The organism is Mesorhizobium sp. M0983 (assembly GCF_040318975.1).
In the GTDB taxonomy this organism is placed as follows: domain Bacteria; phylum Pseudomonadota; class Alphaproteobacteria; order Rhizobiales; family Rhizobiaceae; genus Mesorhizobium.
In genome coordinates, this window is record NZ_JAMYNH010000008.1 from 209,619 (window position 1) to 236,568 (window position 26,950).

Consider the following 26,950-nt stretch of genomic DNA (forward strand, 5'->3'; position numbering starts at 1 on the left):
AAAACGGGGCCAACTGGCCCCGCTCATCCCGGCAGGAATGGCTCGATCAGAGCTTATGCCAGGTCTGGCTCTTGCAGATCAGCCCGCCGAGCACGCAGCCGCTCATCTTGAGCGAACTGCCGGAAAGCGACGCCTTGCCCGAATAGGTCTTGTCGGTTTCCGGGTCGGTTATCGTGCCGGCATATTTGTTGTCGCCGGCCACCTTCAGTGAACCGATGTTCTTGCCGGCAAATTTGCCGGATTTGAGCGTAATCGAAAATGCCCCGCCGCCACCCGAAATGGCGGCAGTCGATCCGGCTTGCGTTTTCCAATTGCCTTCGATCGGATCGGCCCATGCCGCGCCGGTCATCGTTATTGCGGCCGCGAGGGCCAGGCTCACTTGTCGAAACATGTCTCTCCTCCCTCAGGCAAGTCAATCGGGCTCCGCCCCGGCCGTCTGCCCCTTACGCAAACGTAAGCTAGTCCAGCTCTCGGAAAAACAAAAGCGGTGCCGCGACGGAAGGGTTGCGGGTTTTTGCCCGCTCCCGAACGGCCGCGCCGGCGAAAAATGAAACGGGCCGCACACGTCTTTGTGTTCCGTGGTTAGCGGAGTCTTGATCCGCGCCTCGCAAGTTTTCTTCAAATTTTGTGCAAACCGGCGCGATTGCTGGCTTTGTATCCTTAACGAATTTTCGCGTTTACCTCTTGTTTTAGCTTTGTTTTCCTCAAATTAAGCACGCCATTTAACGACGGATTCAAGCCTCCGCGGCATTCTCGAAAGCATCGAAAGAGAGCCGCCCCGAAGGTAGTCAAGGACACCGAGGGACAGACGGAGACACCTCTCGGGAGCCAGAACAGGGGATTTGAAATGGCACGTTTTGAAATGCTTGAAGCCGGCTTCGGCGCCATGGGGGCAACTGCCCAGGCCGATATTCTTTTCGAGTTGGGCATGATGTATGCGACCGGCCGCGATTGCGAGACCGATGTCGTCGCCGCCCACAAATGGTTCAATATCGCCGCGATCAAGGGTTCGGCCCGCGCCGCGGAACTGCGCTCTGAATTGTCGGCCGCCATGTCGAAGGTCGAGATCGCCAAGGCGCTCCGCGAAGCCCGCGAATGGATGACGATGCACTGAATTCGTCAACGTCGACTTCACGGGGTACTGAGTTCACGACAGGGACGCTTCGGGTCAAAGCCGCGCAGACGGTTAGGCCCGAAAAATCAAGGCCGCGCAAGACGGCTGGGCTAACAAGATCAAGAACACGGCAGCGAGCTGTGCAATAGACAGGGAAGGCGAGCGGTTCCTGGCGCCGATGCGTTGGGAAGCTCGATGGCAAAAGCCGCGACCGGCCGGAACAAGGCTGGCGCGGCTTTGTCTTTGGGACCGCGTGTTGCAGGCCCAATCGAGTGCCGACGATGCGCCTAGACAGCTCCGGTGAAGGATGAAATTCTCCCGCCACTCTGGAAGAGGCGCGGCCGGGACGGTCGCGCGAGAGTGGAGGAGTTGTGTCACCATGAAGAAATTCAGTATTTTGAGCGCCGCCATATTTGGCCTGATGATGACCGCGCCGGTCGCCTTCGCCGACGACATCACCTTTTCGGTGGTCGGACCGATGACCGGTCAGCTTGCCACCATCGGCGACCAGTTCAAGCAGGGCGCGCAAGCCGCCACCGACGCGATCAACGCGGCGGGCGGCGTCGACGGCCGCCAGATCAAGCTCGACATCGAGGATGACCAGTGCGATCCGAAGCAGGCAGTTTCGGTCGCGAACCGCATCATCGCCAATGGTGTCAAGTTCATCGATGGCCATGCCTGCTCGGGCTCCAGCATCCCGGCCTCCGCTGTCTACGCCGAAGCCGGTGCGCTGATGATGAGTCCGGCTTCCTCGAACCCGGTGCTGACCGACGCAGCGGCGAAGGCCGGCTGGCCGACGATCATGCGCCTCTATACGCGCGACGATGCGCAGGGCGCTTTCATCGGTCCATGGATCGCCAAGAAATATGCCGGCAAGAACGTCGTCATCATGCACGACAAGAGCGCCTATGGGCAGGGTGTGGCCGATGCCGTCAAGGCAACGATGAACCAGAACGGTCTCAAGGAGATCCTCTACGAGGGCATCAACGCCGGCGAGAAGGACTACTCCGCGCTTGTTACCAAGCTCAAGGAACTGAAAGCTGATGTCGTCTATTTCGGCGGCTATCATCCCGAAGCGGGCCTCATCCTGCGCCAGTCGGCAGAGCAGAACCTCAAGTTCCAGCTGATCATGCCGGACTCGATCGCTTCGCCGGAATTCTGGCAGGTTGCCGGTCCGGCCGGTGAAGGCACCATGTTCGTCTTCCCATCGGATCCGCAGGCGAAGCCCGAAGCCAAGGAAGCCATCGCCAAGATCAAGGCCGGCGGCTTCGTGCCGGAGGGCTTCACGCTGTTTTCCTATGCGGTGATCCAGGCCTTCGCCGAAGGCATCAAGCGCGCCGGCAGCGACGACCCGGCCAAGGTCGCTGAAGCGTTGAAGAACGGCCAGCCGATCAGCACGGTTGTCGGTCCGGTCACCTTCGACGAGAAAGGCGACCTCAAGAACGCCAGCTACGACATCAACCAGTGGCACGACGGCAAATACGCCCCGATCCAGCCGTAATGGCCGCGGCGCCGCAAGCTGCGCTGGTGTAATCGAACATGGCCGGGGTCAAACCCGGCCATGTTGTTCTTGGCGATGCCTTTGTGACGCGTTCGAGATCACTTCGTGGATAGGGAAACAGCAGTCAGCTGTGGTTCCTCGGCAAAGCGAACCAGCACGGTTCCGTCGGTGACCTGCGCGCCTTCGGCAGCGATCTCGGCGATTACCCCGTCATGGGGGGCGGCAATGGTGTGCTCCATCTTCATCGCCTCCAGGATCAGCAGCGGCTGCCCCTTGATCACAGCCTCGCCTTTGCCAGCACGAACCAATTTGACCAGTCCCGGCATTGGCGCGCGTAGGCTGCCGGAAGCGGCTGCGGCTTCGTCGGCCCGCGCCAGCGGATCCGGCACGGCAAAACCGTAGCCGATGGCGCCTTTGAAGATCGTGACGTGGCCCGGCCAGCGGGCGAGGCGAGGCGCGGCGCGGAGATCATGTGAATTGGCGCTGTCATAGGGGGCATCCAGCGCCACCTCGAACCGTCCGTCCGGCCGCACCGACACGCGCGCGCCGATCTCCTGCTCGCCAAATTTCAGCAGGGTGCGCCGCGCTACAGCGTGGAAATGCGCGTAGCCGGCCAGTGACGACCAGGGATCGTCGGAGGACGGCAAGTCGCCCGCACCAGACGCGGCAGGTGCCGCGGCGGCAATCGTCTCACCGCTCGGCGGCGGAACCGCCGTCAACGCCTGCTGATGCCTGGCGATCAGGTCGGTATCGACATCGCCCGCCGCAAAATCCGCATCAGCGGCCAGCGCGGCAAGAAAGGCGGTGTTGACCGTCGAGCCGGCGATTTCGGTCTGCGACAGCGCCGCGCCGAGTGCCGTGAGCGCCGCCCGCCTGTCCTTGCCATGGATGACCAGCTTGGCGATCATCGGATCGTAAAACGGCGAGATCGCATCGCCGGCGCGCACACCGGTTTCGATGCGCATGCTCGCACCTTCGGGCGCCGGTTGCGGAAATTTCAGATGGTGCAAGGTGCCGGTCGCCGGCAAAAACCCTCTTGCTGCGTCCTCGGCATAGATGCGCGCCTCGAAGGCGTGGCCGGAGAGCGCGATCTCGCTCTGCGTCTTCGGCAGTTTTTCGCCGGAGGCCACCCGCAACTGCCACTCGACCAAGTCGATGCCGGTGACCATTTCGGTGACCGGGTGCTCGACCTGCAGGCGGGTGTTCATTTCCATGAACCAGAAACGGTCGGCCTTCAGACCTTGCGAGGCATCGACGATGAACTCGATGGTGCCGGCGCCGGAATAGTGGATTGCCTTGGCGGCCTTCACCGCCGCCTCGGTCATCGCCTTGCGCAACGCCGGCGTCATGCCGGGGGCAGGCGCCTCCTCGATCACCTTCTGGTGGCGGCGTTGCGCCGAGCAGTCGCGCTCGTAGAGGTGCACGACATTGCCGAAACTGTCGCCGAATATCTGCACTTCGATGTGGCGCGGCTTGTCGACATATTTTTCCACCAAAACGCGGTCGTCACCGAAGGCGGCCTTCGCCTCGCGCCGCGCGCCAGACAGTGCTTCCGAAAAATCATCAGGATGCTCGACGCGCCGCATGCCCTTGCCGCCGCCACCGGCGCGCGCCTTGATCAATACGGGGTAGCCGATCTCGCGCGCCTTGGAGGCGAGCAACACGATCTCCTGCGCCTCGCCATGATAGCCCGGCACCACCGGCACGCCGGCCTTTTCCATCAGACGCTTGGCCGCGTCCTTCAATCCCATGGCGCGGATCGAGGCCGCCGACGGCCCGATGAAGATCAGCCCCGCCGCGACCACCTGGTCGACGAAGTCGGGATTTTCCGAGAGAAAGCCGTAGCCCGGATGAATGGCCTCGGCACCCGTGGCCAAGGCCGCCGCGATGATCTTGTTACCCCGCAGATAGCTTTCGCCGGCAGGCGAGGGACCGATATGCACCGCCTCGTCCGCCGTCTCGACATGCAAGGCGCGAGCGTCGGCGTCAGAATAGACGGCGACGCTGCGCACACCCATCCTGCGTGCCGTGCGGATCACCCGGCAGGCGATCTCGCCACGGTTGGCGATCAGGATCTTGGCGAACATCGGGCCTCCACAGGCAGAGCTCGCCGCCAACGGCGCGAATTCTCTTCACGCGAGCTGCGGCAATACCCCGCTTTGTAATCTGGCCGTCAAAGGATAGGCAAGCGAGGCCTGCCTACTTGGAGGCCGCGATTTCGCAAGCTCCACCGGTCGTGACCTTGTAATGGCTGCGGGTGGCCTGGCAGGATTTCATAGCCATATCCTCGGCAGCCTTTTGCGAGGGCGCATTCAAGCGCGAGCCGCACATGATGTACAACGAACGCACTCTGGAATACGGAGTGGTCGCATAGGCTGAATGGCCGCTGGCCGCCACATACGCCTTATATGCCTTGGTACACGGCCGATCCGCGGTTGCCGGCAAATACGGGTAGAAACGGACGTCGCCCTTGCTTCCAGCTAGCGACTCGGCGGCGCCAATATTCGGTGCAGAGGCCACGAACAGTGCAAGTACCAATATGGTTGCTCGCCTGATGGATAAAGATTTCATTGCCCAACCCATTTGAAAAACCCAAGACTGGTAGATATTCAGCTATTTGGAGGCGGCTATTTCGCAGCCTCCGCCTGTCGTAACCTTATAACTGTTGCGGGTGGCCTGACAGGATTTTAACGCCAACTCTTCGGCAGCTTGCTGTGATGGTGCATTCAAGCGCGAGCCGCATATGATGTACAGCGAACGCACCCGGGAATACGGAGTGCTTGCATAGGCCGAATGGCCACCGGCCGCTACATAGGCCTTGTAAGCCATGGTGCATGGATCCTTCGGATTCTTCGGCAAATAGGGGTAGAAACGGGTCTCGCCCTTGCTTCCCGCCAGCGATTCCGCCGTTCCTATGCCAGGTGCCGTGAATACAAGAAAGCCGGCAAGTATCGAAGCGATTGTACTTTTGACGTGTCTCGGTGTCATTTTTCCCCCTGGAAGAGCGAACGCCAACAGCATCTCCTACTTGGAGGCAGCGATGCTGCAAGCTCCCGCGGTTGTGACCTTGTAGCTCCTCTTGGCTGACTGGCAGGATTTCAGCGCCTGCGCCTCTGCAGCCTTTTGCGACGTTGCATTTGCACGCGCGCAAATCATGAACTCGGTCGCCCAATTGAATGGAGTCGACGCATAAGCGGAATGGCTGCCGGTCGCCACATAGGCCCTGTATGCCTTCTGACAGCCTCCCGTCGAGCCAGGTGCGAAATAGACGGGATAGCGGCTGTCGCCCTTGCTTCCCGCCAGCGACTCCGCTGCTCCGATACCGGGCGCCCCCAACACGAGCAACCCTGCAAATATGGATACAGTTGTTTTCTGAAAAAGCTGAAGTCTCATCTTCGCCCTATCCCCCATTGCTATCTGGCCCTTTGATGCTGAAAGCTACTTGGAAGCGACTACGCCGCAGCCGCCGACCATGTCCACTTTGAACTTCTTGCGACCGGATTCGCATGACTTAAGCGCGAGCGCTTCGGCAGCCTTCTGGGACGGTGCGTTAATGTGCACGCCGCAGACGAAATACAGGACCCTTGCTCCGGTGATGGTCGATGCGTAGGCGGAATGACCGGCCGCAGCCACATAGGCGTTGTAGGCCTGCCTGCAATTGCCTTCCGAGCCTTGCTGAGGGAGATACACGAAGGAACGCTTGTCGCCGACTTTCCCAGCCAGCGACGCCGCTGCACTGACGCCAGGCGTCGCTAATATAAGCAACCCCGCAAGTATAGACGCAGTTGTTTCCTTGAAAAGCCGCCGTTTCATCTTCGCCCAATCCCCATTGGTATTTGCGATGACCAATAGCCGTAATTCTTTCGGCTGGCCAGATGAAGAAGCAAAAAAATGGTCTGGAGGTGTGGACGGGTTCGTCGCCCGCGCAGGGTCACACCCTGCCGAGTGCAGCAACGACCCGCTGATACAGTTCGGCCGTCGGCTCGTCGAAGCAGCAGAAAATGACGGTTTCCGGAACGATGTTCTGGCCGATGAAGGCACTCACGGCACCGACAGCAATTTGCGTCGCCTGATCCTTAGGATAGCGGTAGACACCGGTCGAGATCGCTGGAAACGCCACCGTCCGGCAGTCCTTTGCGGCGGCGATTTCGAGTGACCGGCGATAGCAGGAGGCGAGCAGCTCGGCCTCTCCTTTGCTGCCGCCTTGCCAGACCGGTCCGACCGTGTGGATGATGTAGTGTGCCGGCAGCCTGTAGCCCTTGGTGAGTTTTGCCTCGCCAACCTTGCAGCCATTCAGCATCCGGCATTCGAACTCAAGCTCGGGGCCGGCCGCCCGGTGGATGGCGCCGTCCACGCCGCCGCCGCCGAGAAGCGAGGTGTTGGCGGCGTTGACGATTGCATCGACCGCCAGCTTCGTGATGTCGCCGGTGTGAACGCGAATCCTCTGGTCGATTTCGCTCATCTCACATCCTGAACACGCCGAACCGGGTCTCCTCGATCCCGGCGTTCAGCGCGGCCGACAGGCTTAGCGCCAGCACCTCGCGGGTCTTCGCCGGATCGATGATGCCGTCGTCCCAGAGCCTTGCCGACGAATAGAGCGGGTGACCTTCATGCTCGTACTTCATCAGGATCGGCTTCTTGAATTTTGCTTCCTCTTCGGCGCTCCACTCGCCACCCTTGCGCTCGATGCCTTCGCGCTTGACCACGGCCAGCACCGTTGCTGCCTGTTCGCCGCCCATCACCGAGATGCGGGCATTCGGCCACATCCACAGGAAGCGTGGCGAATAGGCGCGTCCGCACATACCGTAATTGCCGGCGCCGAACGAGCCGCCGATGATCACCGTCACCTTCGGCACCTTGGCCGTTGCGACCGCCATGACCAGCTTGGCGCCATCCTTGGCGATGCCGCCGGCCTCGTATTTTCGCCCGACCATGAAACCGGTGATGTTTTGCAGGAAGACCAGCGGGATCTTGCGCTGGCAGCACAGTTCGATGAAGTGCGCGCCCTTCAGCGCGCTTTCCGAAAACAGCACGCCATTGTTGGCGACGATGCCGACCGGCATGCCGTTGAGATGGGCAAAACCGGTGACCAGCGTGGTGCCGTAATTCTGCTTGAACTCATCGAACTCGGAGCCGTCGACGATGCGGGCGATCACCTCGCGCACGTCGTAAGGCTGGCGCAGATCCGTCGGTACGATGCCGTAGAGTTCATGTGGATCGTGAAGCGGTGGGATCGATTTCTTCAGGGCCAGGCTTACAGTCTTGTTCCGATTCAGGTTTTTGACGATACGCCGGCATATTGCCAGCGCATGCTCGTCGTCGAGCGCATAGTGATCGGCAACGCCGGAAAGCCTTGTGTGCACGTCGGCACCACCGAGGTCCTCGGCGGTGACGTCCTCGCCGGTGGCCGCTTTCACCAGCGGCGGCCCGCCGAGAAAGATGGTCGCCTGGTTGCGCACCATGATTGTCTCGTCCGACATCGCAGGCACATAGGCGCCGCCGGCCGTGCATGAACCCATGACGCAGGCGATCTGCGGAATGCCGGCGGCCGACATGTTGGCCTGGTTGTAGAAGATGCGGCCGAAATGATCGCGGTCGGGAAACACCTCGTCCTGATTGGGCAGATTGGCGCCGCCGCTGTCGACCAGATAGACGCAAGGCAGATTGTTCTGCAATGCGATCTCCTGTGCACGCAGATGCTTCTTCACCGTCAGTGGATAATAGGTGCCGCCCTTCACCGTGGCGTCATTGACGACGACCATGACTTCGGTGCCTTCGACGCGGCCGACGCCGGCGATGAGGCCGGCCGAGGAGATGTCCTCGCCATACATCGACCACGCCGCGAACTGGCCGATCTCGAGGAAGGGCGAGCCGGTATCGAGCAATTGGGCAAGACGTTGCCGCGGCAGGAGCTTGCCGCGCGAAACATGCCGCTCACGCGCTTCCTCCGAGCCGCCGTGTTCGACCGTAGCAGCCTTTTCCGCAATATCGGCGACCAGCGCCCGCATGCGCTCGGCATTGGCGCGGAAAATATCGGAGACGGGCGAGATCTGCGAGGTGAGGGGGGCCATGGCGCTACCGGATCAGCTCGATCTTGCAGCCGACATCCAGGTCGCCCCAGTCGCGATCGGCGGTGACGGCAATGGCGTTCTCGCGAATCGCCAGCGCCAGGCAGGCCCGATCGCCCAGCGACAAGCCGCGATGCCGCGTCAGTTGGCGAAGCTGGCCGGCGGCGATGCCCATCGCTTGGTCGAAAACGGCGATCGGCATGCCGAGACTTCCGAGGTCGTCGGCAGCCTGTTCCAAGCTGCGTCCCTTGTCGATCAGCTTGGCAATGATCTCGGCCGCATTGACTGAACTGCATTGTGCATCCGGCGCGAACCCCAAAGCATTCTCGGTGCCTTGCTCGTTGAGCAGGATTGCGAGCGCCGCCGAACTGTCCATGACGTAGGGCTTCATTTCACCCGCTTTCCTGTCGTCCCTTCGGCGTGAAGCCGGTCGAGACGCTTGTCGCTTCGACGCTGCTCTTCCCGCCGCTCCTTCAGAAATTCGTCGACGACGCTTTCACCGGGCTGTTTCAGCGCCGACAATTCGGCCTGAACGCGTCGCAGATTCTGCAGCCACGATCTTACCCGCAACTCGCCGTTTTCGACATGAAGGATCATGTCCTCGCCAGGCTTCACGCCCATCTCCTCGCGCATCGCAGCAGGGATGACGAAGCGCCCGCCCTCGCCAAGCTTGACGCGCTCGCGTTTCGCCGGAACCCGAAGCCGCGTTTTGCGGGCGCCAGCATCGAACTGTGCTTGCGGATCTTCATCAAATCCGGACTTTCCCGTTCTGCCCGCCATGGTCCGTCTCGCTTGTATTTATGGCATATGTCCAGAAGTATGCCATATCGTGCGGCTTCTGGCAAATCTCAAAAGAATGCCATTAGGCGCCCTCCGCCATGATTTCCCGCCCGATCAGCCAGCGACGGATTTCGCTGGTGCCGGCGCCGATCTCGTAGAGCTTGGCGTCGCGCAGCAGCCGGCCGGTAGGGTAATCGTTGATGTAGCCGTTGCCGCCCAAAAGCTGGATGGCGTCGAGCGCCATCAGCGTCGCCTTTTCGGCGGCGAACAGCACGCACCCGGCGGCGTCCTTGCGCGTCGTCTCACCGCGATCGCAGGCGGCGGCTACGGCATAGACGTAAGCACGCGCCGCATTCATCGTCGCATACATGTCGGCGAGCTTGCCTTGCACCAGCTGGAATTCGCCGATCGGCTGGCCGAACTGCTTGCGTTCGTGCACGTAAGGTATCGCCACGTCGAGGCACGCAGCCATCAGCCCGATCGGGCCGCCGGCCAGCACGGCGCGTTCGTAGTCGAGGCCCGACATCAGCACCTCGACGCCGCGCCCTTCCTCGTGCAGCACATTGTCGAACGGCACTTCGACATTGTCGAACACCAGCTCGCCGGTGTTCGAGCCGCGCATGCCGAGCTTGTCGAGCTTTTGCGCCACCGAAAAACCGGCAAAGGCCTTTTCGACGATGAAAGCGGTGATGCCGCGCGAATTGAGTTCCGGATCGGTCTTGGCGTAGACGACCAGCGTCTCGGCATCCGGCCCGTTGGTGATCCACATTTTGGTGCCGTTGAGCACGTAGCGATCATTGCGCTTTTCGGCGCGCAGGCGCAGCGACACGACATCTGAGCCGGCACCCGATTCCGACATCGCCAGTGCCCCGACCTTTTCGCCGCTGCAGAGCGAAGGCAGATATTTTTCTTTCTGTGCCTGCGTCGCCCAGCGGTTGATCTGATTGACGCAGAGGTTGGAATGGGCGCCGTAAGAGAGGCCGACCGAGGCCGAGGCGCGCGAAATCTCCTCCATCGCCACGACATGGGCGAGGTAGCCCATGCCGCTGCCGCCGAAATCGGGATCGGCGGTGATGCCGAGCAGGCCGAGCCCGCCGAGCTCCACCCACAGATGTGCCGGGAATTCGTTCGAGCGGTCGATCTCGGCGGCTATCGGCGCGATTTTCTCCTGGGCGAAGCGCCGCACCAGATCGCGCAGCGCCTCGATGTCTTCGTCAAGCCCGAAGTTGAGCGTCTGCGTGTACATGCCGTTCCTCCCGGCGCACGACCGCGAAAATCGGGATCATGCGCGAAATCAAATTGCTACAGCGTCCTTTGCGCGCTCGAATGGACGCACGGTGCCGTGGCTCGTCCTCGCGCCATCGCTCTTTGCTCCAACAAGGCGCATTGTCATTGCTAGATATGTAGCGGTGACTTCGGCGATCGACAGCCGTTCGCCCGGCCGGAACCACACGATGACGCCGGTCATCATCTGGATCAGCGCCATGGCGGTGAGCCCGGTGTCCTCGACGCTGAACAAGCCCGCTTCGACGCCGTCGCGCAGAATGGCGCGCAGCTCCTTCTCGTAAGCGGTGCGCATGCGCAGGATCTGCGTGAGTCTTTCGTGCGACAGGCTGCGCAGCTCCATGTTCGAGACATGGGTGGAATGGCGGCGTTCGACGTGGAAAGCGATGTGGTTTTCGACATAGGCGGCGAGCCGCGCTGCCGGATCGGCGCCGACAGGGCGTGTTGCGCGCCACGCCTCGATCAAGCCTTCCATATGCTCGCGCATCAGCGTGAACAGAAGGTCCTGCTTGGTCGGGAAATAGCGGTAAAGCGCCGCTGCCTGGACGCCGACCTCGGCCGCCAGCTGGCGCATCGACATCGCCTCGTAGCCGAGACGCGCAATCAGGCTGACCGCCGCCTCGCGGACCGCAGCTTCGGTCTTCTCTCCGTCGGAACCGGTCGTACGCGCCATGACAAGCCGCCTTTTCAGCACAATAAAACAAACGTTCAATTAATTCAAGGAGTGTGTTCGGGTAAGGCATTGGCCTCAGGTTTGCTCTATCTGCACCCTGGAGATTTTGTGCGATGGAAGCGAATGAGCAGGATCATGCCTTTCTAGGCAACAATCCTGAAACCCGCGGACATGTCGCGTGCCTCGATCTCCTCGACGTCAACTTTCGAAACCGCTGCCCCTGGCGGCCCTTGCCGAAGCCGTTCGATCATTGTCGAGACCGCCGCATCGGCCCCTGCAATCAAGGCTGTCACCGAGCCGTCAATTTCGTTGCGCACCCAACCGGCAAGGCCAAGTCCAGACGCCTCGCGCCGCGCCCAGACCCGATAGCTGACGCCCTGCACCTTGCCGTATATGCGTCCCTGCACCGTCCGGTCGGCCATCGCGCTCTCCATCTTCTGAGTCGAGTCTGGCGCATCGCTGTGCAAATTCAACCAGGCAACGTGCATCGAAGGTCTCTCTGCCGATCGCTATCCGCCAGCTTCACGTGCGAGATAGGCGGCGTCTCCATCGAATGATTGACTAAGTCAAATAATAGACCATCATGGTCCTTAGGAGCGATCAGCCCGAAGGAGGTCGTCATGCCGGCCGATCGGAATGCCCTTGTCGCGGAGATACGTTGCTTCAATCGCTTCTACACGCGCCTGATCGGGCTGCTCGACCTGACCTTGACGCACAGCGCCTATACGCTGGGCGAGGCGCGGCTGCTGTTCGAATTGGGCGACCGATCCCGCGCTGCCGCCAATAGCGGCGGTGAGGCTGGGTTTCTGGCACGGGCGTTCCACCTCGGTCTCGGACCGGCAGCCTCCGAAATCGCCGCCGAACTCCGGCTCGATCCGGCCTATGTCACACGCATCCTGAGGAGATTCGCCGCCGCTGGCCTGACCGAGATACGCACTGACCCAGCCGATCGGCGCAGACGCATCCTGTCGCTAACCGCTCGCGGAAGTGCGGAACTCGCCAGGCTTCAGGCTGCGACGGATCGCGATCTCGCCCGGCTGACGGCCGGCCTCGCCGATGACGCGGCTGCCGAATTATCGGACGCCTTGAAACGCGTCATGCGCCTGCTTGGTGGTGGGGAGAAATAGCGGCAGTACTGGAGGTCGTGGTGTTCCGTCGCCCCTTTTGGCGCCTCAATTCCCCCGCGCTGCCGCCAGTGCGCCGGGCAGTTCCTCGGCAAAAATGTCGAGCTCGTGATCGAGGCCGACGCTGACCCGGATGCAGCGGTCGAGCACTGGCACCATCGGCTTGCGGATGAACACGTCGCGCGACAACAGCGCCCGCAGCACCTTCAGCGCGAAGGCGCCGTCGCGGCCGCAGTCGATGGTGACGAAATTGGTCGCCGAAGCCAGCGGCTTCAGCCCGTTCGCCTCGGCTATTCCGGCGATGCGCCGGCGGCCGGCGGCGACCCGCGCCACCACGCTCTCCAGCCAGGCCTGATCGGCAAGCGCCTCGACGCCGGCGATCTGCGCCATGCGGCTGACGCCGTAATGGTTGCGGATCTTCTCAAAATCGCGAATCACCTGGGCTTCGGCCACCGCGTAGCCGCAGCGTATGCCGGCTAGCCCATAGGCCTTGGAGAAGGTGCGCATGCGGATGACGTTCGGCCGCGCCACATCGATCGGCGGCATCGCTGAGGCTGGCCCTAATTCGCCATACGCCTCGTCGAGCACCAGCATTGTGGTCTCCGGCAAGGCCTCGATGAAGCGGCTGAGCTCGGCCGCTTCCCACCAACTGCCCATCGGATTGTCCGGGTTGGACAGATAGACCAGCGGCGCCTTGTCCCTGGCCACTGCCGCCAGCAGGCCGTCCAGGTTTTCCCGGTCGTTCTCGTAGGGCACTGCGACCAGCCGGCCGCCGACGCCGGCGACGTGAAAGTTGAAGGTCGGGTAGGCGCCGAGCGAGGTCACCACCGCGTCGCCGGGCGCCACATACATGCGCGCCACCAGACTGAGCAGCCCGTCTATGCCTTCGCCGACGACGACGTTTTCGGCGCCGACACCGAGATGTCGGGCCACGGTTACCTTCAAATCGTGATTGTCGGGGTCGCAATACATCCACATGTCGCCGGCAATCTCGGCCATGCGGGCAACGACCCGCGGCGAGGGGCCAAAGCTGCTCTCATTGGCGCCGATACGGGCGCGAAAGGCGCGGCCGCGGTCGCGCTCCTGCGCTTCAGGGCCGACAAACGGCACCGTAGAGGGAAGCGCGTCGATGAGCGGCGTAAGGGGAGGGCGCATGGCAAAGGCTCGTTCGAACAGGGCCTTCTTGCTAGCCTGCCGGCTGGGGCTGCGCAAGTTCCACGAACGGCGGCGACGGTCAGGCTGGATTCTTGCAGATCATTTTGCTAGCGAGACATGATGAGCAACCGACTGCCGCCCGCCTGGTCCAAGCATATAAAGTCCCACCCGGCGCCGAAAGTGGAACCGCCGAAGGCGAAACCATTGACGCGCGTGCAGGCCGACGATGCGCTGCTGAAACAGGCGTATGGCTTGCAGCAGGCCAAGCGGTTGGCCGAGGCTCGGGAACTGTGCCGTCGCGTGCTGGAGCGCACGCCCAACCATCCCTTGGCTTTGTATATCATGGGCACGCTATTCATCGGGCTCGACGATGAAATGGTCCTGCGATATTTGGCGCGAGCCGTCGGCGTGGAGCCCCGAAACCCCTATTATCACCTTAGTCTGGGTGAAGCTTATCTGAGGGTAAGCGAATATTCGCCCGCAATCACGCACATCCAGCACGGTCTGGAGTTGAAGCCCGATTTGGTGGAGGCGCTTTGCGCATTGGGGCGCGCCTACGTCGAATTCGACAAGGCTGACATGGCTGTGCCGGTTTACGAGAGAGCGCTCAAGATCAACCGCGATCATCCCCGCGTTCGGACGGGGCTTGCCAGCGCACTCACCGGTCTTGGTCGCATGGATGAAGCCAAAATCTATCTGAAGGAGGCGATCGAACGTCGCATCGCTATGCCCGCCGCCTATAATGAGCTTGTGCGTACGCGCAAGTTCACCGAGGAGCCGGCCGAACTTAGGTCCATCCTGCGCGAGCTTGGTGAGCCAAAGCTTGACCCGGACAGTGTGACGACACTTCATCACGCTGCCGGCAAAGTGCTGAACGACCTTGGGCGCTACGAAGACGCGATAGATCATTTCAAGAAAGGCAAGCGGGCCGCCGGCTATAAGTTCGATCTGGAGACCTATCGCCGCTGGATCGACTCCACGATTGAGTTCTTCAACCCGGACATGTTGGCCGCCAAGGCGGGTTATGGAAGCCCGTCGGAAGTGCCCGTGTTTGTATTGGGCATGCCCCGATCGGGCACCACCCTGACCGAGCAGATTTGCGCGAGCCACCCGGATGTTCATGGCGCCGGAGAGCTGAAAAAGCTAAGGCGAGCCGCAAATGCTATCGGCCTCACGAAGGTTTCAGCACGGACCTTGGACCAATCGATCGTTCCGATCACCCCCGACCTATCCAAAATGCTGGCCGAGGAGCACCTGTCCTATCTTCGTGAGCGTGCGCCGACCGCGCTTCGCATCGTCGACAAGATGCCCCGGAATTTCGAACTGATCGGTCTCATAGGGCTTCTCTTCCCCAATGTACGGATTATTCACTGTCGTCGCGATGCCATCGACAATTGCCTCTCGTGTTTTTTCCAGAATTTCTCCAAGGGACACAGCTACATCGCCGACCTGCAGACACTCGGGCTGTACTACCGTGAATATGATCGCCTGATGCGACATTGGGACAAGGCTTTTCCCGGACGCATCTTCGAAAGTCGCTACGAGACGCTGGTTGCGGATCAGGAGGCACAATCGCGCCGTCTGATCGATCATCTTGGATTGCCCTGGGACGATACCTGCCTGCGCTTCTTCGACAAGGAGGGATCGGTCAACACGGCCAGTCGCTGGCAGGTTCGGCAACCGATCTACAGTTCATCTGTCAAGCGCTGGAAAAACTATGAGAGCGCAATCCAGCCGCTGATCCAGTCGCTCGGTGATCTCGCCGAGATTTGACTCGGGAATTGCAGTCGGCAATTTGCATTTGTGTGGGCCACGAGATCTGAATCGCCAGGTTTGTGGGCTGGGGCTGCAATTGCGGCGGGGCACCGGTTGCTAGACTAAGCTGCCGGCCTGGCTGCCAAGTTCTGCGGCGGGCGGGCACGTCAGGCTGGATTCTCCCAGATCATTTTGCTAGCGAGACATGATGAGCAACCGACTGCCGCCCGCTTGGTCCAAACACATAAAGTCCCGCCCGGCGCCGAAAGTGCAGCCGCCGAAAGCGAAACCGCCGTCGCGCGCGCAAGCTGACGACATGCTGTTGCGACAGGCGCTCGAACTCCAGCAAGCCAAGCGGCTTCCAGAGGCCGAGGAGTTATGCCATCGCGTTCTCGCCCGCACGCCAAACCACCCGCTTTCGCTGTACATCCTCGGCACGCTGGGGCTCGGTATCGACGATGAGTTGGCTCTCAAATATTTTGCACGAGCAGTAAGCCAGACGCCTCAAAATCCGTATTTCCACCTTAGCCTGGGAGAGGCCGGTCTGAAGCTTGGCGACAGCTTGCTTGCGATCAGGCACCTGCAGCGCGCCTGCGAATTGAAGCCCGATCTGGTGGAAGCGCTTTGCGGACTGGCGCGTGCCTACGTCAACTTCGACAAGGCCGAGATGGCTTTGCCCCTTTACGAGAAGGCACTGAAGATCAACGGCGACCATCCCATGGTCCGAATTGGTCTGGCTGGTGCGCTCGCCAGCCTCGGTCGCATGGACGAAGCCAGAGCCTATCTCAATCAGGCAATAGAACGTCGCGTCGATGTTGGGGCAGCCTACAACTACCTGGTCGACACGCAAAAGTTCACCGAAAAACCTGCCGAGCTCGACTCTATCCTGCGCGAACTCTCCAATCCCAGGCTCGAACCGGTTGCTGCATCCCAGCTCCATCACGCTGCAGGCAAAGTGCTGAACGATCTCGAGCGCTACGATGAGGCGATGGATCACTTCCAGAAGGCAAAAAAGGCCGCTGGTCACGATTTCGACCTGGAGTACTACCGCCGAAGTGTCGATTCCATGATCGAGATATTCAGCCCGTCACTATTGGAAGCCAAGGCTGGCCACGGCAGTCCATCCGAAGTGCCTGTGTTTGTGCTGGGCATGCCCCGGTCGGGGACGACGCTGACCGAGCAGATCTGCGCGAGCCATCCGGACGTCCATGGCGCCGGGGAGCTTACGAAGCTGCGCCGAATCGCGAACTCGATGGGCTTTAGAACACAATCGGATGAGGACCTGCGCAGTTCGATCATGTCGATGACGAGGGATCAGTCGAGGGCGCTGGCCGAAGAATACCTGTCTTATCTGCGCCAGCACGCGCCTGCCGCGCTCCGCATAGTCGACAAGATGCCGCACAACTTCGAGTTTATCGGAGTGATTGGAATTCTTTTTCCCCACGCGCGCATCATTCATTGCCGGCGCGATGCCATCGACAATTGCGTGTCCTGCTTCGTCTTGCATTTCACCAAGGACCACGGCTACAACGCCGACCTTGAGACACTCGGCCTATACTACCGTGAATATGATCGCTTGATGCGGCATTGGAATAAGGTCTTTCCCGGACGTATTTTCGAAAGCCGCTACGAGACGCTGATTGCGGATCAGGAGGCGCAGTCGCGCCGTCTCATCGATCATCTCGGCTTGCCTTGGGACGATTCCTGCCTGCGCTTTTTCGAGAAGGACAGGTCGGTCAATACCCCCAGCCGCTGGCAGGTGCGGCAGCCGATCTATACATCATCGGTCAAGCGCTGGAAAAAATATGAGAGCACAATTCAGCCGCTGATTCACGCCTTGGGAGATCTAGCCGAACTTTGAACGAGTGGGTGGCGTTCGGCAGGCCGAGGTCGACGGTGACTTGCTGTCGAGATCCGTTGATCCTGTAGGCCAGCCCTTCAGATCGTGCCAAGATCTTCATTTTTTGCACGTTCGGACAAGCGGGCGCGGCGAGCATTACAATTGACCAGCTCAGCCCTGCGATAGGTATTCAGTGGCAGCCTGTATTCATGCACCGAGAGTTGTTAGCTGCGTCGCCCGATACGAAAAACCCGGCGGTTGGCCCGCCGGGTTCGATCTCAATCAGGTTCGGATTGTTAGAATGAGCGCTGGAAGCGCAGCATCCCGCCGACGCTGTCCTTGTCGTCGGCATTGGTCCAGTTGCGATCGTAGGCTTTATCAAACTGACCGTCGCGAGCCCAATCGACTTCGGCAGTGATCGTGAAGCCGGGAACGATATCGTAGGCGATGTTCGCGGCGACGCCGTAGTTCTTGTCGTCGTCAACCGATGCTTGGAGGTTGAACGAGGTCTTCTCGTTGATGGTGTAGGTGCCACCACCCCAAACTGCCCAGTTGCCGCCCCACTGCTTATAGAAGTTGCGGTCGATGTTGTCGTCCGAACCGTAACCGGCCATGACGAACAGTGTCAGGTTCTGTATCGGCGTAACGTCGACGCGAACCTTGCCGGCCCACTCTTCCCAAGTGCTGTCATAGGCGGCAACACCGGTGATCGAGCCCCAACCCTGCGTGTATTTAATACCGCCGACCACATACGGAACATAGCTGTCGATCGAATCATTGCCGCTGTTGCTGTCTTGGAAAATGCCAGGATCCGCATCGGCACTGCCCGAACCGGTTTCCAACGAAGCCACGGCCGAGAAGCCGTTGCCGGCGTCGAAGTAGTACTGGACGACATTGGTGTCGAAGCCGCCATAGGGGACTAGCGTATCCTGGATGACGTTGCCGGCGTAGCCGATGAACGTGTCGAAGGCCGATTCGTCTTTGCCGACGCGCAAACCACCGAGTTGGACCCAGGCAAAGTTCAGCGAAACACTCGTACCGCCGTTAAAGTTGTCATCAAGATAATCGTTGTGGTTACCCCAGTTGAAACGGGTCTCGGTGTAGGTCTTCAAGGTGCCGAGCTCGGTTTCCTGGCCGGTCCAGGTCTTCAACGTGAATCGGGCGTGCTTGTAGTAGGTATCCTGCGAGCCGCCGTCCATCTGGTCCGTGGTCTTCGCACCGTCGAAGGAGCCGACGTCGCCGATGCCGATGTCATAGCGGACATAGCCACCGATGCGCAGGCAGGTTTCGGTGCCTGGGATGTAGAAGTAGCCAGCGCCGTAGACGTCGCAAATCTTGACGTATTCAGCGGGTTCCGGCTCGGCGACGACGACGGCGTCGGCGGCGCGCGCACCGGAAACTGCGATCAGTGCCGCAGCGGAGCCGAGAAGAAGGCTCTTGATGTTCATTTTCTGACCTCCAGTCAAAAGTTAAAAAACGGGTCTGGGTATTCTTTGCTGAAGGACAGCGTTCCCTGCCCCATCCCCACTACCGAAAAAGATGCGCACCGCGCCGCTCCTTCAAACCCGACATTACCCATGAGACGGCGGCGTTCAACCACGATCGTACCGGCAAAAGGTTTGTGTTGGCGCTATACCCCGGCGTTGTTGCACAAATGACACGATTTGGCCTCACTCCGAAAGCTCCCGTTAACCAACAGCCCTTCGCAAGCCGTTGCAAACGGCGGATTCCGGCGATGGTCGGCCCGAAATGTGACCATGGCGCGAGTCGCGAACCAGGGAATCGCCGCAGAATCGCCACATCGCTGGGCGGCGCTTTGGCGAAGGGTCGATTTTTCAAGGATAATAGCGCCAGCTTGTTGATTGTGCCGGCGCTTTTCTTTATCCACCGGCGCAACGGAGAGGTGGCCGAGTGGTCGAAGGCGCTCCCCTGCTAAGGGAGTAGAGGTCAAAAGCTTCTCGTGGGTTCGAATCCCATCCTCTCCGCCACCCTACGCCCTGCGGGCTTCGGGTGGCAGGCCACCCGGAACCGCATTTTGGGCGTAGGGTGTCGCCCGAAGCTACGAAGTAGCGTAGGGGGACTATGTGGTACGTCTATTTCCTGCAACTTCGTAACGGCGATGTCTACGTCGGGTCGACCAACGACCTTCGGCGCCGCTTCGAATCGCATCGATCAGGCTATGTGACTTCGACCAAGGCCTATCTGCCTGTAACTTTGAAGTCCTACATCGGGGTTGAAACCGAGGCCAACGCACGGCAACTCGAGCGATATTTCAAGACCGGTTCAGGCAAGGCCTTCGCCAGTAAGCGTTTTTGGCGGACAGGGCCTCACTGACGGCCTTAGGACTTATCTATTTGAAAATATAAATAAAAACAGCCGAACGAGCTGCTTTTTGCCGACCTCCGCCCTCGATTCTGACTGGAGGTCAGAAAATGAACATCAAGAGCCTTCTTCTCGGCTCCGCTGCGGCACTGATCGCAGTTTCCGGTGCGCGCGCCGCCGACGCCGTCGTCGTCGCCGAGCCGGAACCCGCTGAATACGTCAAGATTTGCGACGTCTACGGCGCTGGCTACTTCTACATCCCCGGCACCGAAATCTGCATGCGCATCGGCGGCTACGTCCGCTATGACATCTCCGCCGGCGATGCGGGCGCGTTCACTGGTGCCCGTTACCAAGACCTTTCGGAAGCCTTGGAAGGCAGGGACGATGTCAACGACGGCTATTTCAAGCAGGCTCGCTTCACGCTGAGGACCTATACCGGCCAGGAAACCGAGATGGGCACCTTGAAGACCTACACCGAGACCCGCTTCAACTGGGGAACCGGTTATCACGGGGTCGATCTCGACGGCAACCCGGCCACCCCTGATGCACAATTCTCCAGCTTTGGCAGCAGAGGCGTTTCGCTGAACTTCGCCTGGATCCAGCTCGGTGGTCTCCGCGTCGGTAAGGACGAAACGGCCTTCAATACGTTCACCGGTTACGCCGGCAACGTCATCAACGATACGCTGGTTCCCTACGGCGGCTTCGACACCAACGTCATCCAGTACTACTTCGATGCCGGCAACGGCTTCTCGGCCGTGGCGTCGTTGGAAACCGGTGAAGGCTTTATCCTCAACGACGACAACACCGCGCTCCACCTGGGTCACGATTCGATCGACAGCTATGTTCCATATGTCGTCGGCGGCGTGAAATACACGCAGGGCTGGGGTTCGATCTCGGGCGTCATTGCCTATGACAGCGCAGTGGAAGAATGGACAGGCAAGGCTCGCCTGGACGTGACGCCGATGCAGAACCTGACGCTGTTCCTGATGGCCGGCTACGGTTCGGACGACAATATCCCACGCAACTTCTACAAGCAGTGGAGCGGCAACTGGGCAGTTTGGGGTGGTGGCACTTACACCATCAACGAGAAGACCTCGTTCAACCTTCAGGCGGCGTATGACGAAGGCGAGAACGTCGGCATCGCGGCGAACATTGCCTACGACATCGTTCCCGGCTTCACGATCACGGCCGAAGTCGACTACCTGCACTTCGGTGACAACAATTTCGACAATTGGACCGGTGCTACCGACGAAAACAGCATCGGCGGTGTCCTCCGCTTCCAGCGCTCGTTCTAAGGGCTGGACTTAAGCAACTGAAATCCAGCCCGGGCGCTTCAACGCCCGGGCTGTTTTATTTTCGCGACTGGTAGCAAACAGAAGGAAAAGGGGGTTCGGTAGCTGAACAGGGTTGTGGAACGATGTCGTTGGGATCCACCACTGGTGGATGAAATCGGCCGCAACGCTTAAAACTCTTGAAAGGGCACCGCCAAGCAGGTAGGTCTAGGCCTATCCACTCGGGGGTGTGGCGAATAATGACGAACGATGCGATTCAAGAGGGAGGGACCTCTGATCATTTTTCGATGTTTTCTTCTCAAACTGCAAAGATAAAATACAGTTACAACAAGATACGAGAAGTAAAGTCGCACAGGATCGGAGAACTTTTTTCAGCATACCGGGATATACTTTGGGATGATGGGCGGCATAAGTACAATGTCAGCTCGTTCATCGGCGAAATAGACGAGATTCTCCTTGGGGAGCGTTTCAGCGCCTTTGACCAAAGCACCCTCGACAACCTTATCGGCACCTTGCGCCAGCGCGGCAACAGCAACGCAACCATCAACCGGAAGATGGCTGCCCTCAGCAAACTGCTGCGCAAGGCTCACAAGATGGGGGATATCCACAGCCTGCCCGAGTTCCGCCGCCAGAAAGAGCGGGCGGGACGGATTCGTTTCCTCGAAAGGGACGAGGAGGCTCGGCTGTTTGCCGCCATCAAAAGCCGCAGCGAGGACGCCTATCGGCTTTCCGTCTTTCTCGTCGACACCGGTTGCCGCCTCGGCGAAGCGCTGGGCTTGATCTGGAACGATATCCAGGAGCACCGCGTCAGTTTCTGGATCACCAAGTCCGGCCGCAGCCGCACCATCCCGATGACCGAGCGGGTAAAAGAGGTGATCAAGCTGCCGGCCACCGAGGGCCGCCGGCCTAAAGGCCCGTTCACCAAGCTTAGCCAGGCGCAGTTTCGTGCCATCTGGAACGATGCCAAGGCCGAAGTCGGGCTTGGCGCCGACGATCAGGTCGTGCCGCACATATTGCGCCATACATGCGCCTCGCGTCTCGTCCAGGGCGGCATCGATATCAGGCGTGTGCAGATGTGGCTCGGCCACCAGACGCTGTCCATGACCATGCGCTACGCCCATCTGGCCACCAACGATCTCGACGGTTGCGTCACCGTGCTTGAGACGCCGCGGTACAGTGGTTCGGACGACGGCGGGGCAAGTCCGTTGTCCTCTCCACCTTCGGCAAGGCGGGAACCAAAAGGTGAGCCGGCCGCAAGCAAGGCACCAAAGCCCGCGAAGAGAAGCGCCAAATCCTGACGGTTTGGGTGGATCTGGCGTAAGTCGGTCGATCTGACAACGGATTGCAGGCCAATACATCAAGTCGGCGCTGCCCCTCACCCTTACCCTCTCCCCGTGAAAAAACGGGGAGAGGGGAGTTCGTCAGCGTTGCGGCCGTCTGTCCTTCTCCCGTCACTACACGGGGAGAAGGTGCCAGCAGGCGGATGAGGGGCGGCGCCGACATCCAACAATTATTCTCCGGGACGCCAGCAGAGCTGTTAATCGCTGCCAGAATGCTTCACAGGTACAAGATAAGGCAGAGAGTTACTTAAACTTACCGTGGTTTTACTTCCAACCGCTCCGCCGCTCCACCCGATCGAAAAAACCAGCGATCCTGCCCGGCAGGATCCCGGACTCCAAAAACGGTGCATGCCCCTGGCCGTCAGCGGTGATCGTCTCGATATCGGTATGGCGCGTCCGCATCTGCTCGAGCGTTTCGGCGGACAGCAGCTTCGAGTTGGCGCCGCGTATGACGAGCATTGGGATGGCCGCCAGCGCGTCGAACTGTGGCCAAAGATCGGGCATCGGCCGGCTGGGATCGAGGCCCGCCAGCGTATCGACCAGTTTCGGATCGAAATCGGGCAGAAATCCCTCCTCGGTCTCGCGGTAGAGGGCTGACGCCATCCGCTCCCAATCCGCATCGGTCAGCGCCGCAAAATCGGCGCCATGGGTGCTGCGCAGGCCGCGGACCACCTCTGCGTACGCCTTCGGCCTGGGCGCGGGGTCGAGATAGGAGCGGATATGGGCGAGCCCTTGCGTCTCGATCACCGGGCCGATGTCGTTGAGGACGACGGCCTTCAGCACGGCCGGCCGCATCGCCCCGAGCACATGGATGATCAGTCCGCCGCGCGACGTGCCGATGAAGGCAGCCTCCTCGATGCTCAGCGCCGCCAGCCCGGCGAGAATATCGCCAGCTTCGATGCCGATATTGTAATGGCCGATATCGGCATCGTAGGCGGACTGCCCGCGCCCGCGATAGTCGAAAGCGACGACCTTGCGCTTCGCCTGCGTCGACAGATAAAGCGCCAGCTCGTGAAAATCACGGCAATTGCGGGTCAGGCCGGGCAGGCAAACGACTGGCCAGCGGCCGGAATTCGCTTCGCCGTAGATGCGGGCGTGCAGGGACAGCCCGTCCGGCGCGGCGTAGAAGAAATCGGAGAAACCCTGCTCGGTTGCCATGTGGACTCCGTTCCTCTCGCTGCTGGCTTGTTTCAACTGCTACAGGCGAGGGGCCGGTAGGGTCAAATAGGGGAGGCGCCGAAGTTGCAGGGTCCCTCAAGGGGGAGATTGGCTGTCATCGTCGCTTTCGCCAAGTTTCGTCGGATGCAGAAAGGCACTGTCCACGAAGCTGGGACCCTTGGGGAGATGTCCGGCAGGACAGGGCGGGCCGCTGTCCGCCAACTCGACGTCCGGAACTTTCAAAGCCTGAAACAAAAACCCGCCTCGTTGGGCGGGTCGTCGGTGCGAATCAGCACCATATTTAAATTAGTAGCATAGCTGCCGGCACAAAGCAAGAACAAAATACGCTGTGACCGGCAAACCTGGCTTGAAGCCCGGCCGTCACCCCCGGCCGTTCACCAGATCCCCGACAATGTCGTACTTGCCGGAGATACGCATCTTGTAGACCTCATAATTCTCCATCACGCGCTGGACGTAACTTCTTGTTTCCGTATAGGGAATCCGCTCGATCCAGTCGACGACGGCATCGACGTCCTTGCCGCGCGGATCGCCGTATTTCGCCACCCACTGGGCGGCGCGGGCGGGGCCGGCATTGTAGCCGGCGAAGGTCAGCACGTAGGAGCCGTCGAAACGGCCGAGTTGCTCGCCGAGAAAGGCAGCGCCCAGCGTTGCATTGTAGCCGGCATCGGTGGTTAGCCGGGCCTGAGAAAATGTCATGCCGGCCTTCTTCGCCAATTGCTTGGCGGTGCCTGGCATTAGTTGCAGCAGTCCGCGCGCGCCGGCGCTGGAGATTGCGCCGATGTTGAACTCGCTTTCCTGGCGGGCAATCGCATAGGCCAGCGCCTTGCCCGAGCCGGAGATGTTGGCGGTGTCGGGAATGACGCCGAGCGGATGCGACAGCGCGCCGACATCGATGCCGCGGGCGCCGGCGATCTTGCCGATCTTCAGCGCCATGAAATGGTTGCCTTGTCTTTCCGCCAACACCGCAAGCAGCGCCAGTTCGCCGGGGTTGTTCAGCTGCCCGGCGAGGTCGCGGTAGAGCGTCTCGGCATAGCGGTCATAGCCGGCCTCCTGCAGCCGCTTGATGGCGCTGACCGCCTCGCGGGTGGCGAAATTCTGGCGGTCGGCGGCACTTGGCTGTGGGTAGACGATGTTGAGGGTCTGCCGGCCGACGCGCTCGCCGGCGAGCTGGCCGTAAAAGGTCGTGCCGTAGCTTGCGGCGCGGCTGAAATAATCCTTGGCATTGCCGGGGCCGCCGACTTCGGCGGCGCGGCCGAGCCAATAATAGGCGCGCGACAGCGACATCGGCCCTTGGGCGAGCTCCGCGATTCGCGCAAAATGCTTGGCGGCGATGCTCGGGTCGTTGAGGCCGCGCAGCGCGTACCAGCCTGCATGGAATTCCGCCTCGGCAGCATTGGCGGGACTTTCGGCGGCATGCGCGGCGACTATTCTGTAGGCGGTCTTCATGTCGCCCTGGTCGACCAGCTCGCGCGACAGCACCCGGCGCTCGACCCACCAGGCGTCCGGATCGACCAGAGCGTCGCGGTCGCCCGGCGCCTTCATCACCAGCGCGGCGGCGTCGGAAAATTTCTGCTGCTTGCGCAGATATTCGGCTTCGGCAAAGAGATAGCCGGCCGCCCGCTGCGCTGCCGGCACCGCCTTCAGCAGCTTGGCCGCGTTCTTGTCGCCTTTGGTGACTGCCGCCCAGGCATCGGCCAATTGCTGGGCGCGGGCGAGACCGGCGACGCGCAGCGCCGAAGCGACCCGGTCGGCATAAAACATCCGCTCCATGCGGAAGCGATGGTCGGCGGCCGGAATCAGCGCACCGAACTCGCGAATGACCGCCGCCTCGTCCCTGGCTTCGAGCTTTTCGGTCCGCCAGAATGGCGACAGCACCGAGCGCGCCGCCTTGGTATCGCCCAGTGCTACATAGGAGCGGGCTAGGATCACCACGCCCTCGAAGGTCAGCGGCTGGCTGCCGTCGAACGCCCGCACCACGATCTGCGGCGTGGGGTTCTCGCGATAGAGCGCGCGCTCGCTGTTCTTGCGCAAGGCGATTGTACCCGGCCAGTTCGGCAGCATCTTTGCCGCATCGGCGATGTCGCCGCTCGGCACCTGGTCGCCGCCATAGAGCGCGATCGCCCAGGCAAGGATGTGCCGGTCGAGCGATTTGGCCGGCAGCGCCTCGCGCACCTGGCGCGCGCGCGCAATGTCATTTGCAGCCAGCGCATCGAGACCGCTCTTCAGCACCGCGATGCTCGCGGACGGTGACGGCGACTGCTGCACCGCATCGTTCTGCGGCTCCGTCATCGGGATCGCCGACGTGACCTGCACATCGACGCTGCTGCCGATCGCCGCGCCGGGATTCAGCGCGACAATCGCGCCGATAAGCGCGAAAAGATGAGGCCGCCTGATCGGCATGGATTTGGTCATCCCCGTTCTTCGACGCTACAACAGGCACAGATGAATTGAAGCCTATTCGTCTGTGATGAAGGGCCCGTAAAGAAAACCCTATCGAGGTCGTTCGAATTGCAATTGCCGGCGCAATGCTTGCCGCGCAACAATGTCGAGACTATGGTGCGCCGCTTCGCTTTCAGCTAGAAGGCGCGCACGACAAACCCGAAAGTCCCCAAGGAGTTGGACGACATGCTGAGAGGCTCGCTGACCGCGCTCGTCACACCGTTTGAAAAGAGCGGCCGTTTCGACGAGAAAGCCTTTCGCGCGTTCATCGCCTGGCAGATCGCCGAAGGCACGACGGGCGTGGTCCCGGTCGGCACCACCGGCGAGTCGCCGACGCTGTCGCATGACGAGCACCGCCAAGTCGTCAAGGTCTGCATCGAGGTCGCCAAGGGCCGGGTTCCTATCGTTGCCGGCGCCGGCTCCAACAACACCGAAGAGGCGGTTGGCCTGGTCCAGTATGCCGAGAAGGCGGGCGCCGACGCGGCCCTTGTCGTCACGCCCTATTACAACAGGCCGACGCAGCGCGGCCTCTACGCGCATTTCGCCGCCGTCGCCAAGGCGACCAGCCTGCCGATCATCATCTACAACATTCCGCCCCGCTCGGTGGTCGACATGAGCCCGGAGACGATGGGGCAATTGGTGCACGACTTCAAGAACATCGTCGGCGTCAAGGATGCCACCGGCAAGGTCGAGCGGGTTTCGGAGCAGCGCGCCACCTGCGGCAAGGATTTCATCCAGCTCTCCGGCGAGGACGCCTCGGCCCTCGGCTTCAACGCGCATGGCGGCGTCGGCTGCATCTCGGTGACGGCAAATGTCGCGCCCAGACTCTGCGCCGAATTCCAGGAGGCGACGCTTTCCGGCGACAGCGCCAAGGCGCTCGACCTGCAGGACCGTCTGTTGCCACTGCACAAGGCGATTTTCCTGGAACCCGGCGTTTCCGGCGCGAAATATGCGCTGTCGAAGCTGGGCAAGGTCGAGAACGTGCTGCGCTCGCCGTTAATGACGGTCGAGCCGTCGACCGCCGAGAAGATCGACGCGGCGATGAAGCACGCCGGCTTGATAAATTAGGGATGAGGCGCCACCT

26 protein-coding genes and 1 tRNA gene are annotated in these 26,950 nt (G+C 61.1%); 10 read left to right on the forward strand and 17 right to left on the reverse strand.

All coding sequences use genetic code 11. From position 1 onward, the window contains the following. Positions 1 to 46 precede the first annotated feature (46 nt). Entirely contained in the window at positions 47 to 391 is a 345-nt protein-coding gene (locus NKH71_RS17260) for a DUF2147 domain-containing protein (RefSeq protein ID WP_023718366.1), read from the reverse strand. A 456-nt stretch (positions 392 to 847) separates the two neighbouring features. On the opposite strand from NKH71_RS17260, the gene NKH71_RS17265 reads away from it, so the two are divergent. After that, positions 848 to 1,114, forward strand: coding sequence for an SEL1-like repeat protein (locus NKH71_RS17265; RefSeq protein ID WP_010915070.1), 267 nt, complete (start codon positions 848 to 850; stop codon positions 1,112 to 1,114). Between the two features lie 379 nt (positions 1,115 to 1,493). After that, positions 1,494 to 2,615 carry a branched-chain amino acid ABC transporter substrate-binding protein gene (locus tag NKH71_RS17270; RefSeq protein ID WP_352788973.1) on the forward strand — a complete coding sequence of 374 codons (1,122 nt, stop codon included), beginning with the start codon at positions 1,494 to 1,496 and terminating at the stop codon, positions 2,613 to 2,615. 98 nt (positions 2,616 to 2,713) lie between these two features. On the opposite strand, the gene NKH71_RS17275 is transcribed toward NKH71_RS17270, so the two are convergent. From NKH71_RS17275 to NKH71_RS17330, 12 genes are all read right to left on the reverse strand, one after another. Beyond that, on the reverse strand, positions 2,714 to 4,702 hold the full coding sequence (locus tag NKH71_RS17275; RefSeq protein ID WP_352895198.1) for an acetyl/propionyl/methylcrotonyl-CoA carboxylase subunit alpha: 1,989 nt from the start codon (positions 4,700 to 4,702) through the stop codon (positions 2,714 to 2,716). Between the two features lie 112 nt (positions 4,703 to 4,814). Beyond that, complete coding sequence (locus NKH71_RS17280; protein ID WP_023718363.1) at positions 4,815 to 5,186, reverse strand: hypothetical protein; 372 nt, start codon at positions 5,184 to 5,186, stop codon at positions 4,815 to 4,817. A gap of 42 nt (positions 5,187 to 5,228) precedes the next feature. Then, positions 5,229 to 5,603, reverse strand: a complete 375-nt coding sequence (locus NKH71_RS17285; protein ID WP_023718362.1) for a hypothetical protein — start codon at positions 5,601 to 5,603, stop codon at positions 5,229 to 5,231. Positions 5,604 to 5,639: 36 nt separating this feature from the next. Further along, on the reverse strand, positions 5,640 to 6,008 hold the full coding sequence (locus NKH71_RS17290; protein ID WP_023718361.1) for a hypothetical protein: 369 nt from the start codon (positions 6,006 to 6,008) through the stop codon (positions 5,640 to 5,642). A 45-nt stretch (positions 6,009 to 6,053) separates the two neighbouring features. Continuing rightward, positions 6,054 to 6,464, reverse strand: a complete 411-nt coding sequence (locus tag NKH71_RS17295; RefSeq protein ID WP_352788968.1) for a hypothetical protein — start codon at positions 6,462 to 6,464, stop codon at positions 6,054 to 6,056. Positions 6,465 to 6,546: 82 nt separating this feature from the next. Further along, entirely contained in the window at positions 6,547 to 7,077 is a 531-nt protein-coding gene (locus NKH71_RS17300; RefSeq protein WP_023718359.1) for an O-acetyl-ADP-ribose deacetylase, read from the reverse strand. Position 7,078: 1 nt separating this feature from the next. After that, positions 7,079 to 8,686 carry a carboxyl transferase domain-containing protein gene (locus tag NKH71_RS17305; protein ID WP_352481873.1) on the reverse strand — a complete coding sequence of 536 codons (1,608 nt, stop codon included), beginning with the start codon at positions 8,684 to 8,686 and terminating at the stop codon, positions 7,079 to 7,081. 4 nt (positions 8,687 to 8,690) lie between these two features. Further along, the gene (locus NKH71_RS17310) at positions 8,691 to 9,074 is read right to left on the reverse strand and encodes a type II toxin-antitoxin system VapC family toxin (RefSeq protein ID WP_023718357.1); all 384 of its coding nucleotides are present in this window, start codon (positions 9,072 to 9,074) and stop codon (positions 8,691 to 8,693) included. After that, positions 9,071 to 9,463: an AbrB/MazE/SpoVT family DNA-binding domain-containing protein gene (locus tag NKH71_RS17315; protein ID WP_023718356.1), complete on the reverse strand. Its 393-nt coding sequence runs from the start codon at positions 9,461 to 9,463 to the stop codon at positions 9,071 to 9,073. Before NKH71_RS17315 ends, NKH71_RS17310 begins: the two co-directional genes overlap by 4 nt. An 82-nt stretch (positions 9,464 to 9,545) precedes the next feature. Next, on the reverse strand, positions 9,546 to 10,709 hold the full coding sequence (locus tag NKH71_RS17320; RefSeq protein WP_352494839.1) for an isovaleryl-CoA dehydrogenase: 1,164 nt from the start codon (positions 10,707 to 10,709) through the stop codon (positions 9,546 to 9,548). Positions 10,710 to 10,757: 48 nt separating this feature from the next. Continuing rightward, positions 10,758 to 11,420: a TetR/AcrR family transcriptional regulator gene (locus NKH71_RS17325; RefSeq protein WP_352788954.1), complete on the reverse strand. Its 663-nt coding sequence runs from the start codon at positions 11,418 to 11,420 to the stop codon at positions 10,758 to 10,760. A gap of 143 nt (positions 11,421 to 11,563) precedes the next feature. Continuing rightward, complete coding sequence (locus NKH71_RS17330) at positions 11,564 to 11,842, reverse strand: acylphosphatase (protein WP_352788951.1); 279 nt, start codon at positions 11,840 to 11,842, stop codon at positions 11,564 to 11,566. 198 nt (positions 11,843 to 12,040) lie between these two features. Between NKH71_RS17330 and NKH71_RS17335 the strand changes: the two genes are divergently transcribed. Continuing rightward, positions 12,041 to 12,547 carry a MarR family winged helix-turn-helix transcriptional regulator gene (locus NKH71_RS17335; protein ID WP_352788948.1) on the forward strand — a complete coding sequence of 169 codons (507 nt, stop codon included), beginning with the start codon at positions 12,041 to 12,043 and terminating at the stop codon, positions 12,545 to 12,547. A 45-nt stretch (positions 12,548 to 12,592) separates the two neighbouring features. Here the strand turns inward: NKH71_RS17335 and NKH71_RS17340 are convergent, their stop codons facing one another. Next, a complete protein-coding gene (locus NKH71_RS17340) occupies positions 12,593 to 13,699 on the reverse strand; it encodes a pyridoxal phosphate-dependent aminotransferase (RefSeq protein ID WP_352788945.1) in 1,107 nt (368 codons plus the stop codon). Positions 13,700 to 13,819: 120 nt separating this feature from the next. On the opposite strand from NKH71_RS17340, the gene NKH71_RS17345 reads away from it, so the two are divergent. After that, positions 13,820 to 15,472, forward strand: a complete 1,653-nt coding sequence (locus NKH71_RS17345) for a tetratricopeptide repeat-containing sulfotransferase family protein (protein ID WP_352788942.1) — start codon at positions 13,820 to 13,822, stop codon at positions 15,470 to 15,472. A gap of 190 nt (positions 15,473 to 15,662) precedes the next feature. Beyond that, positions 15,663 to 17,315 carry a tetratricopeptide repeat-containing sulfotransferase family protein gene (locus tag NKH71_RS17350; RefSeq protein ID WP_023718349.1) on the forward strand — a complete coding sequence of 551 codons (1,653 nt, stop codon included), beginning with the start codon at positions 15,663 to 15,665 and terminating at the stop codon, positions 17,313 to 17,315. Positions 17,316 to 17,590: 275 nt separating this feature from the next. Here the strand turns inward: NKH71_RS17350 and NKH71_RS17355 are convergent, their stop codons facing one another. After that, complete coding sequence (locus NKH71_RS17355) at positions 17,591 to 18,742, reverse strand: porin (protein WP_352481864.1); 1,152 nt, start codon at positions 18,740 to 18,742, stop codon at positions 17,591 to 17,593. Between the two features lie 449 nt (positions 18,743 to 19,191). Between NKH71_RS17355 and NKH71_RS17360 the strand changes: the two genes are divergently transcribed. From NKH71_RS17360 to NKH71_RS17375, 4 genes are all read left to right on the forward strand, one after another. Next, positions 19,192 to 19,282: transfer RNA gene (locus tag NKH71_RS17360), tRNA-Ser, on the forward strand. A 94-nt stretch (positions 19,283 to 19,376) separates the two neighbouring features. Further along, the gene (locus NKH71_RS17365) at positions 19,377 to 19,628 is read left to right on the forward strand and encodes a GIY-YIG nuclease family protein (RefSeq protein WP_023721031.1); all 252 of its coding nucleotides are present in this window, start codon (positions 19,377 to 19,379) and stop codon (positions 19,626 to 19,628) included. A gap of 98 nt (positions 19,629 to 19,726) precedes the next feature. Continuing rightward, positions 19,727 to 20,911, forward strand: coding sequence for a porin (locus NKH71_RS17370; RefSeq protein ID WP_023719899.1), 1,185 nt, complete (start codon positions 19,727 to 19,729; stop codon positions 20,909 to 20,911). Between the two features lie 236 nt (positions 20,912 to 21,147). Next, a complete protein-coding gene (locus NKH71_RS17375) occupies positions 21,148 to 22,206 on the forward strand; it encodes a site-specific integrase (protein WP_198030509.1) in 1,059 nt (352 codons plus the stop codon). Positions 22,207 to 22,512: 306 nt separating this feature from the next. Here NKH71_RS17375 and NKH71_RS17380 read toward each other — a convergent pair whose 3' ends face one another. Together NKH71_RS17380 and NKH71_RS17385 are read right to left on the reverse strand one after the other, a co-directional pair. Further along, positions 22,513 to 23,406, reverse strand: coding sequence for an alpha/beta fold hydrolase (locus NKH71_RS17380; RefSeq protein WP_023719897.1), 894 nt, complete (start codon positions 23,404 to 23,406; stop codon positions 22,513 to 22,515). Between the two features lie 381 nt (positions 23,407 to 23,787). Next, positions 23,788 to 25,827 (reverse strand): lytic transglycosylase domain-containing protein, encoded by a 2,040-nt coding sequence (locus tag NKH71_RS17385; protein ID WP_352789033.1) that lies wholly within the window; start codon positions 25,825 to 25,827, stop codon positions 23,788 to 23,790. A 225-nt stretch (positions 25,828 to 26,052) separates the two neighbouring features. Between NKH71_RS17385 and dapA the strand changes: the two genes are divergently transcribed. Then, the gene (dapA, locus tag NKH71_RS17390) at positions 26,053 to 26,934 is read left to right on the forward strand and encodes a 4-hydroxy-tetrahydrodipicolinate synthase (RefSeq protein ID WP_023719896.1); all 882 of its coding nucleotides are present in this window, start codon (positions 26,053 to 26,055) and stop codon (positions 26,932 to 26,934) included. The last annotated feature ends 16 nt before the right edge of the window (positions 26,935 to 26,950 follow it).

Coding starts and splice junctions, on each gene's coding strand:
- NKH71_RS17260 (WP_023718366.1), bottom strand. CDS start 391: ATGTTTCGACAAGTGAGCCTGGCCCTCGCGGCCGCAATAACGATGACC.
- NKH71_RS17265 (WP_010915070.1), top strand. CDS start 848: ATGGCACGTTTTGAAATGCTTGAAGCCGGCTTCGGCGCCATGGGGGCA.
- NKH71_RS17270 (WP_352788973.1), top strand. CDS start 1,494: ATGAAGAAATTCAGTATTTTGAGCGCCGCCATATTTGGCCTGATGATG.
- NKH71_RS17275 (WP_352895198.1), bottom strand. CDS start 4,702: ATGTTCGCCAAGATCCTGATCGCCAACCGTGGCGAGATCGCCTGCCGG.
- NKH71_RS17280 (WP_023718363.1), bottom strand. CDS start 5,186: ATGAAATCTTTATCCATCAGGCGAGCAACCATATTGGTACTTGCACTG.
- NKH71_RS17285 (WP_023718362.1), bottom strand. CDS start 5,603: ATGACACCGAGACACGTCAAAAGTACAATCGCTTCGATACTTGCCGGC.
- NKH71_RS17290 (WP_023718361.1), bottom strand. CDS start 6,008: ATGAGACTTCAGCTTTTTCAGAAAACAACTGTATCCATATTTGCAGGG.
- NKH71_RS17300 (WP_023718359.1), bottom strand. CDS start 7,077: ATGAGCGAAATCGACCAGAGGATTCGCGTTCACACCGGCGACATCACG.
- NKH71_RS17305 (WP_352481873.1), bottom strand. CDS start 8,686: ATGGCCCCCCTCACCTCGCAGATCTCGCCCGTCTCCGATATTTTCCGC.
- NKH71_RS17310 (WP_023718357.1), bottom strand. CDS start 9,074: ATGAAGCCCTACGTCATGGACAGTTCGGCGGCGCTCGCAATCCTGCTC.
- NKH71_RS17315 (WP_023718356.1), bottom strand. CDS start 9,463: ATGGCGGGCAGAACGGGAAAGTCCGGATTTGATGAAGATCCGCAAGCA.
- NKH71_RS17320 (WP_352494839.1), bottom strand. CDS start 10,709: ATGTACACGCAGACGCTCAACTTCGGGCTTGACGAAGACATCGAGGCG.
- NKH71_RS17325 (WP_352788954.1), bottom strand. CDS start 11,420: ATGGCGCGTACGACCGGTTCCGACGGAGAGAAGACCGAAGCTGCGGTC.
- NKH71_RS17330 (WP_352788951.1), bottom strand. CDS start 11,842: ATGGCCGACCGGACGGTGCAGGGACGCATATACGGCAAGGTGCAGGGC.
- NKH71_RS17335 (WP_352788948.1), top strand. CDS start 12,041: ATGCCGGCCGATCGGAATGCCCTTGTCGCGGAGATACGTTGCTTCAAT.
- NKH71_RS17340 (WP_352788945.1), bottom strand. CDS start 13,699: ATGCGCCCTCCCCTTACGCCGCTCATCGACGCGCTTCCCTCTACGGTG.
- NKH71_RS17345 (WP_352788942.1), top strand. CDS start 13,820: ATGAGCAACCGACTGCCGCCCGCCTGGTCCAAGCATATAAAGTCCCAC.
- NKH71_RS17350 (WP_023718349.1), top strand. CDS start 15,663: ATGAGCAACCGACTGCCGCCCGCTTGGTCCAAACACATAAAGTCCCGC.
- NKH71_RS17355 (WP_352481864.1), bottom strand. CDS start 18,742: ATGAACATCAAGAGCCTTCTTCTCGGCTCCGCTGCGGCACTGATCGCA.
- NKH71_RS17365 (WP_023721031.1), top strand. CDS start 19,377: ATGTGGTACGTCTATTTCCTGCAACTTCGTAACGGCGATGTCTACGTC.
- NKH71_RS17370 (WP_023719899.1), top strand. CDS start 19,727: ATGAACATCAAGAGCCTTCTTCTCGGCTCCGCTGCGGCACTGATCGCA.
- NKH71_RS17375 (WP_198030509.1), top strand. CDS start 21,148: ATGACGAACGATGCGATTCAAGAGGGAGGGACCTCTGATCATTTTTCG.
- NKH71_RS17380 (WP_023719897.1), bottom strand. CDS start 23,406: ATGGCAACCGAGCAGGGTTTCTCCGATTTCTTCTACGCCGCGCCGGAC.
- NKH71_RS17385 (WP_352789033.1), bottom strand. CDS start 25,827: ATGCCGATCAGGCGGCCTCATCTTTTCGCGCTTATCGGCGCGATTGTC.
- dapA (WP_023719896.1), top strand. CDS start 26,053: ATGCTGAGAGGCTCGCTGACCGCGCTCGTCACACCGTTTGAAAAGAGC.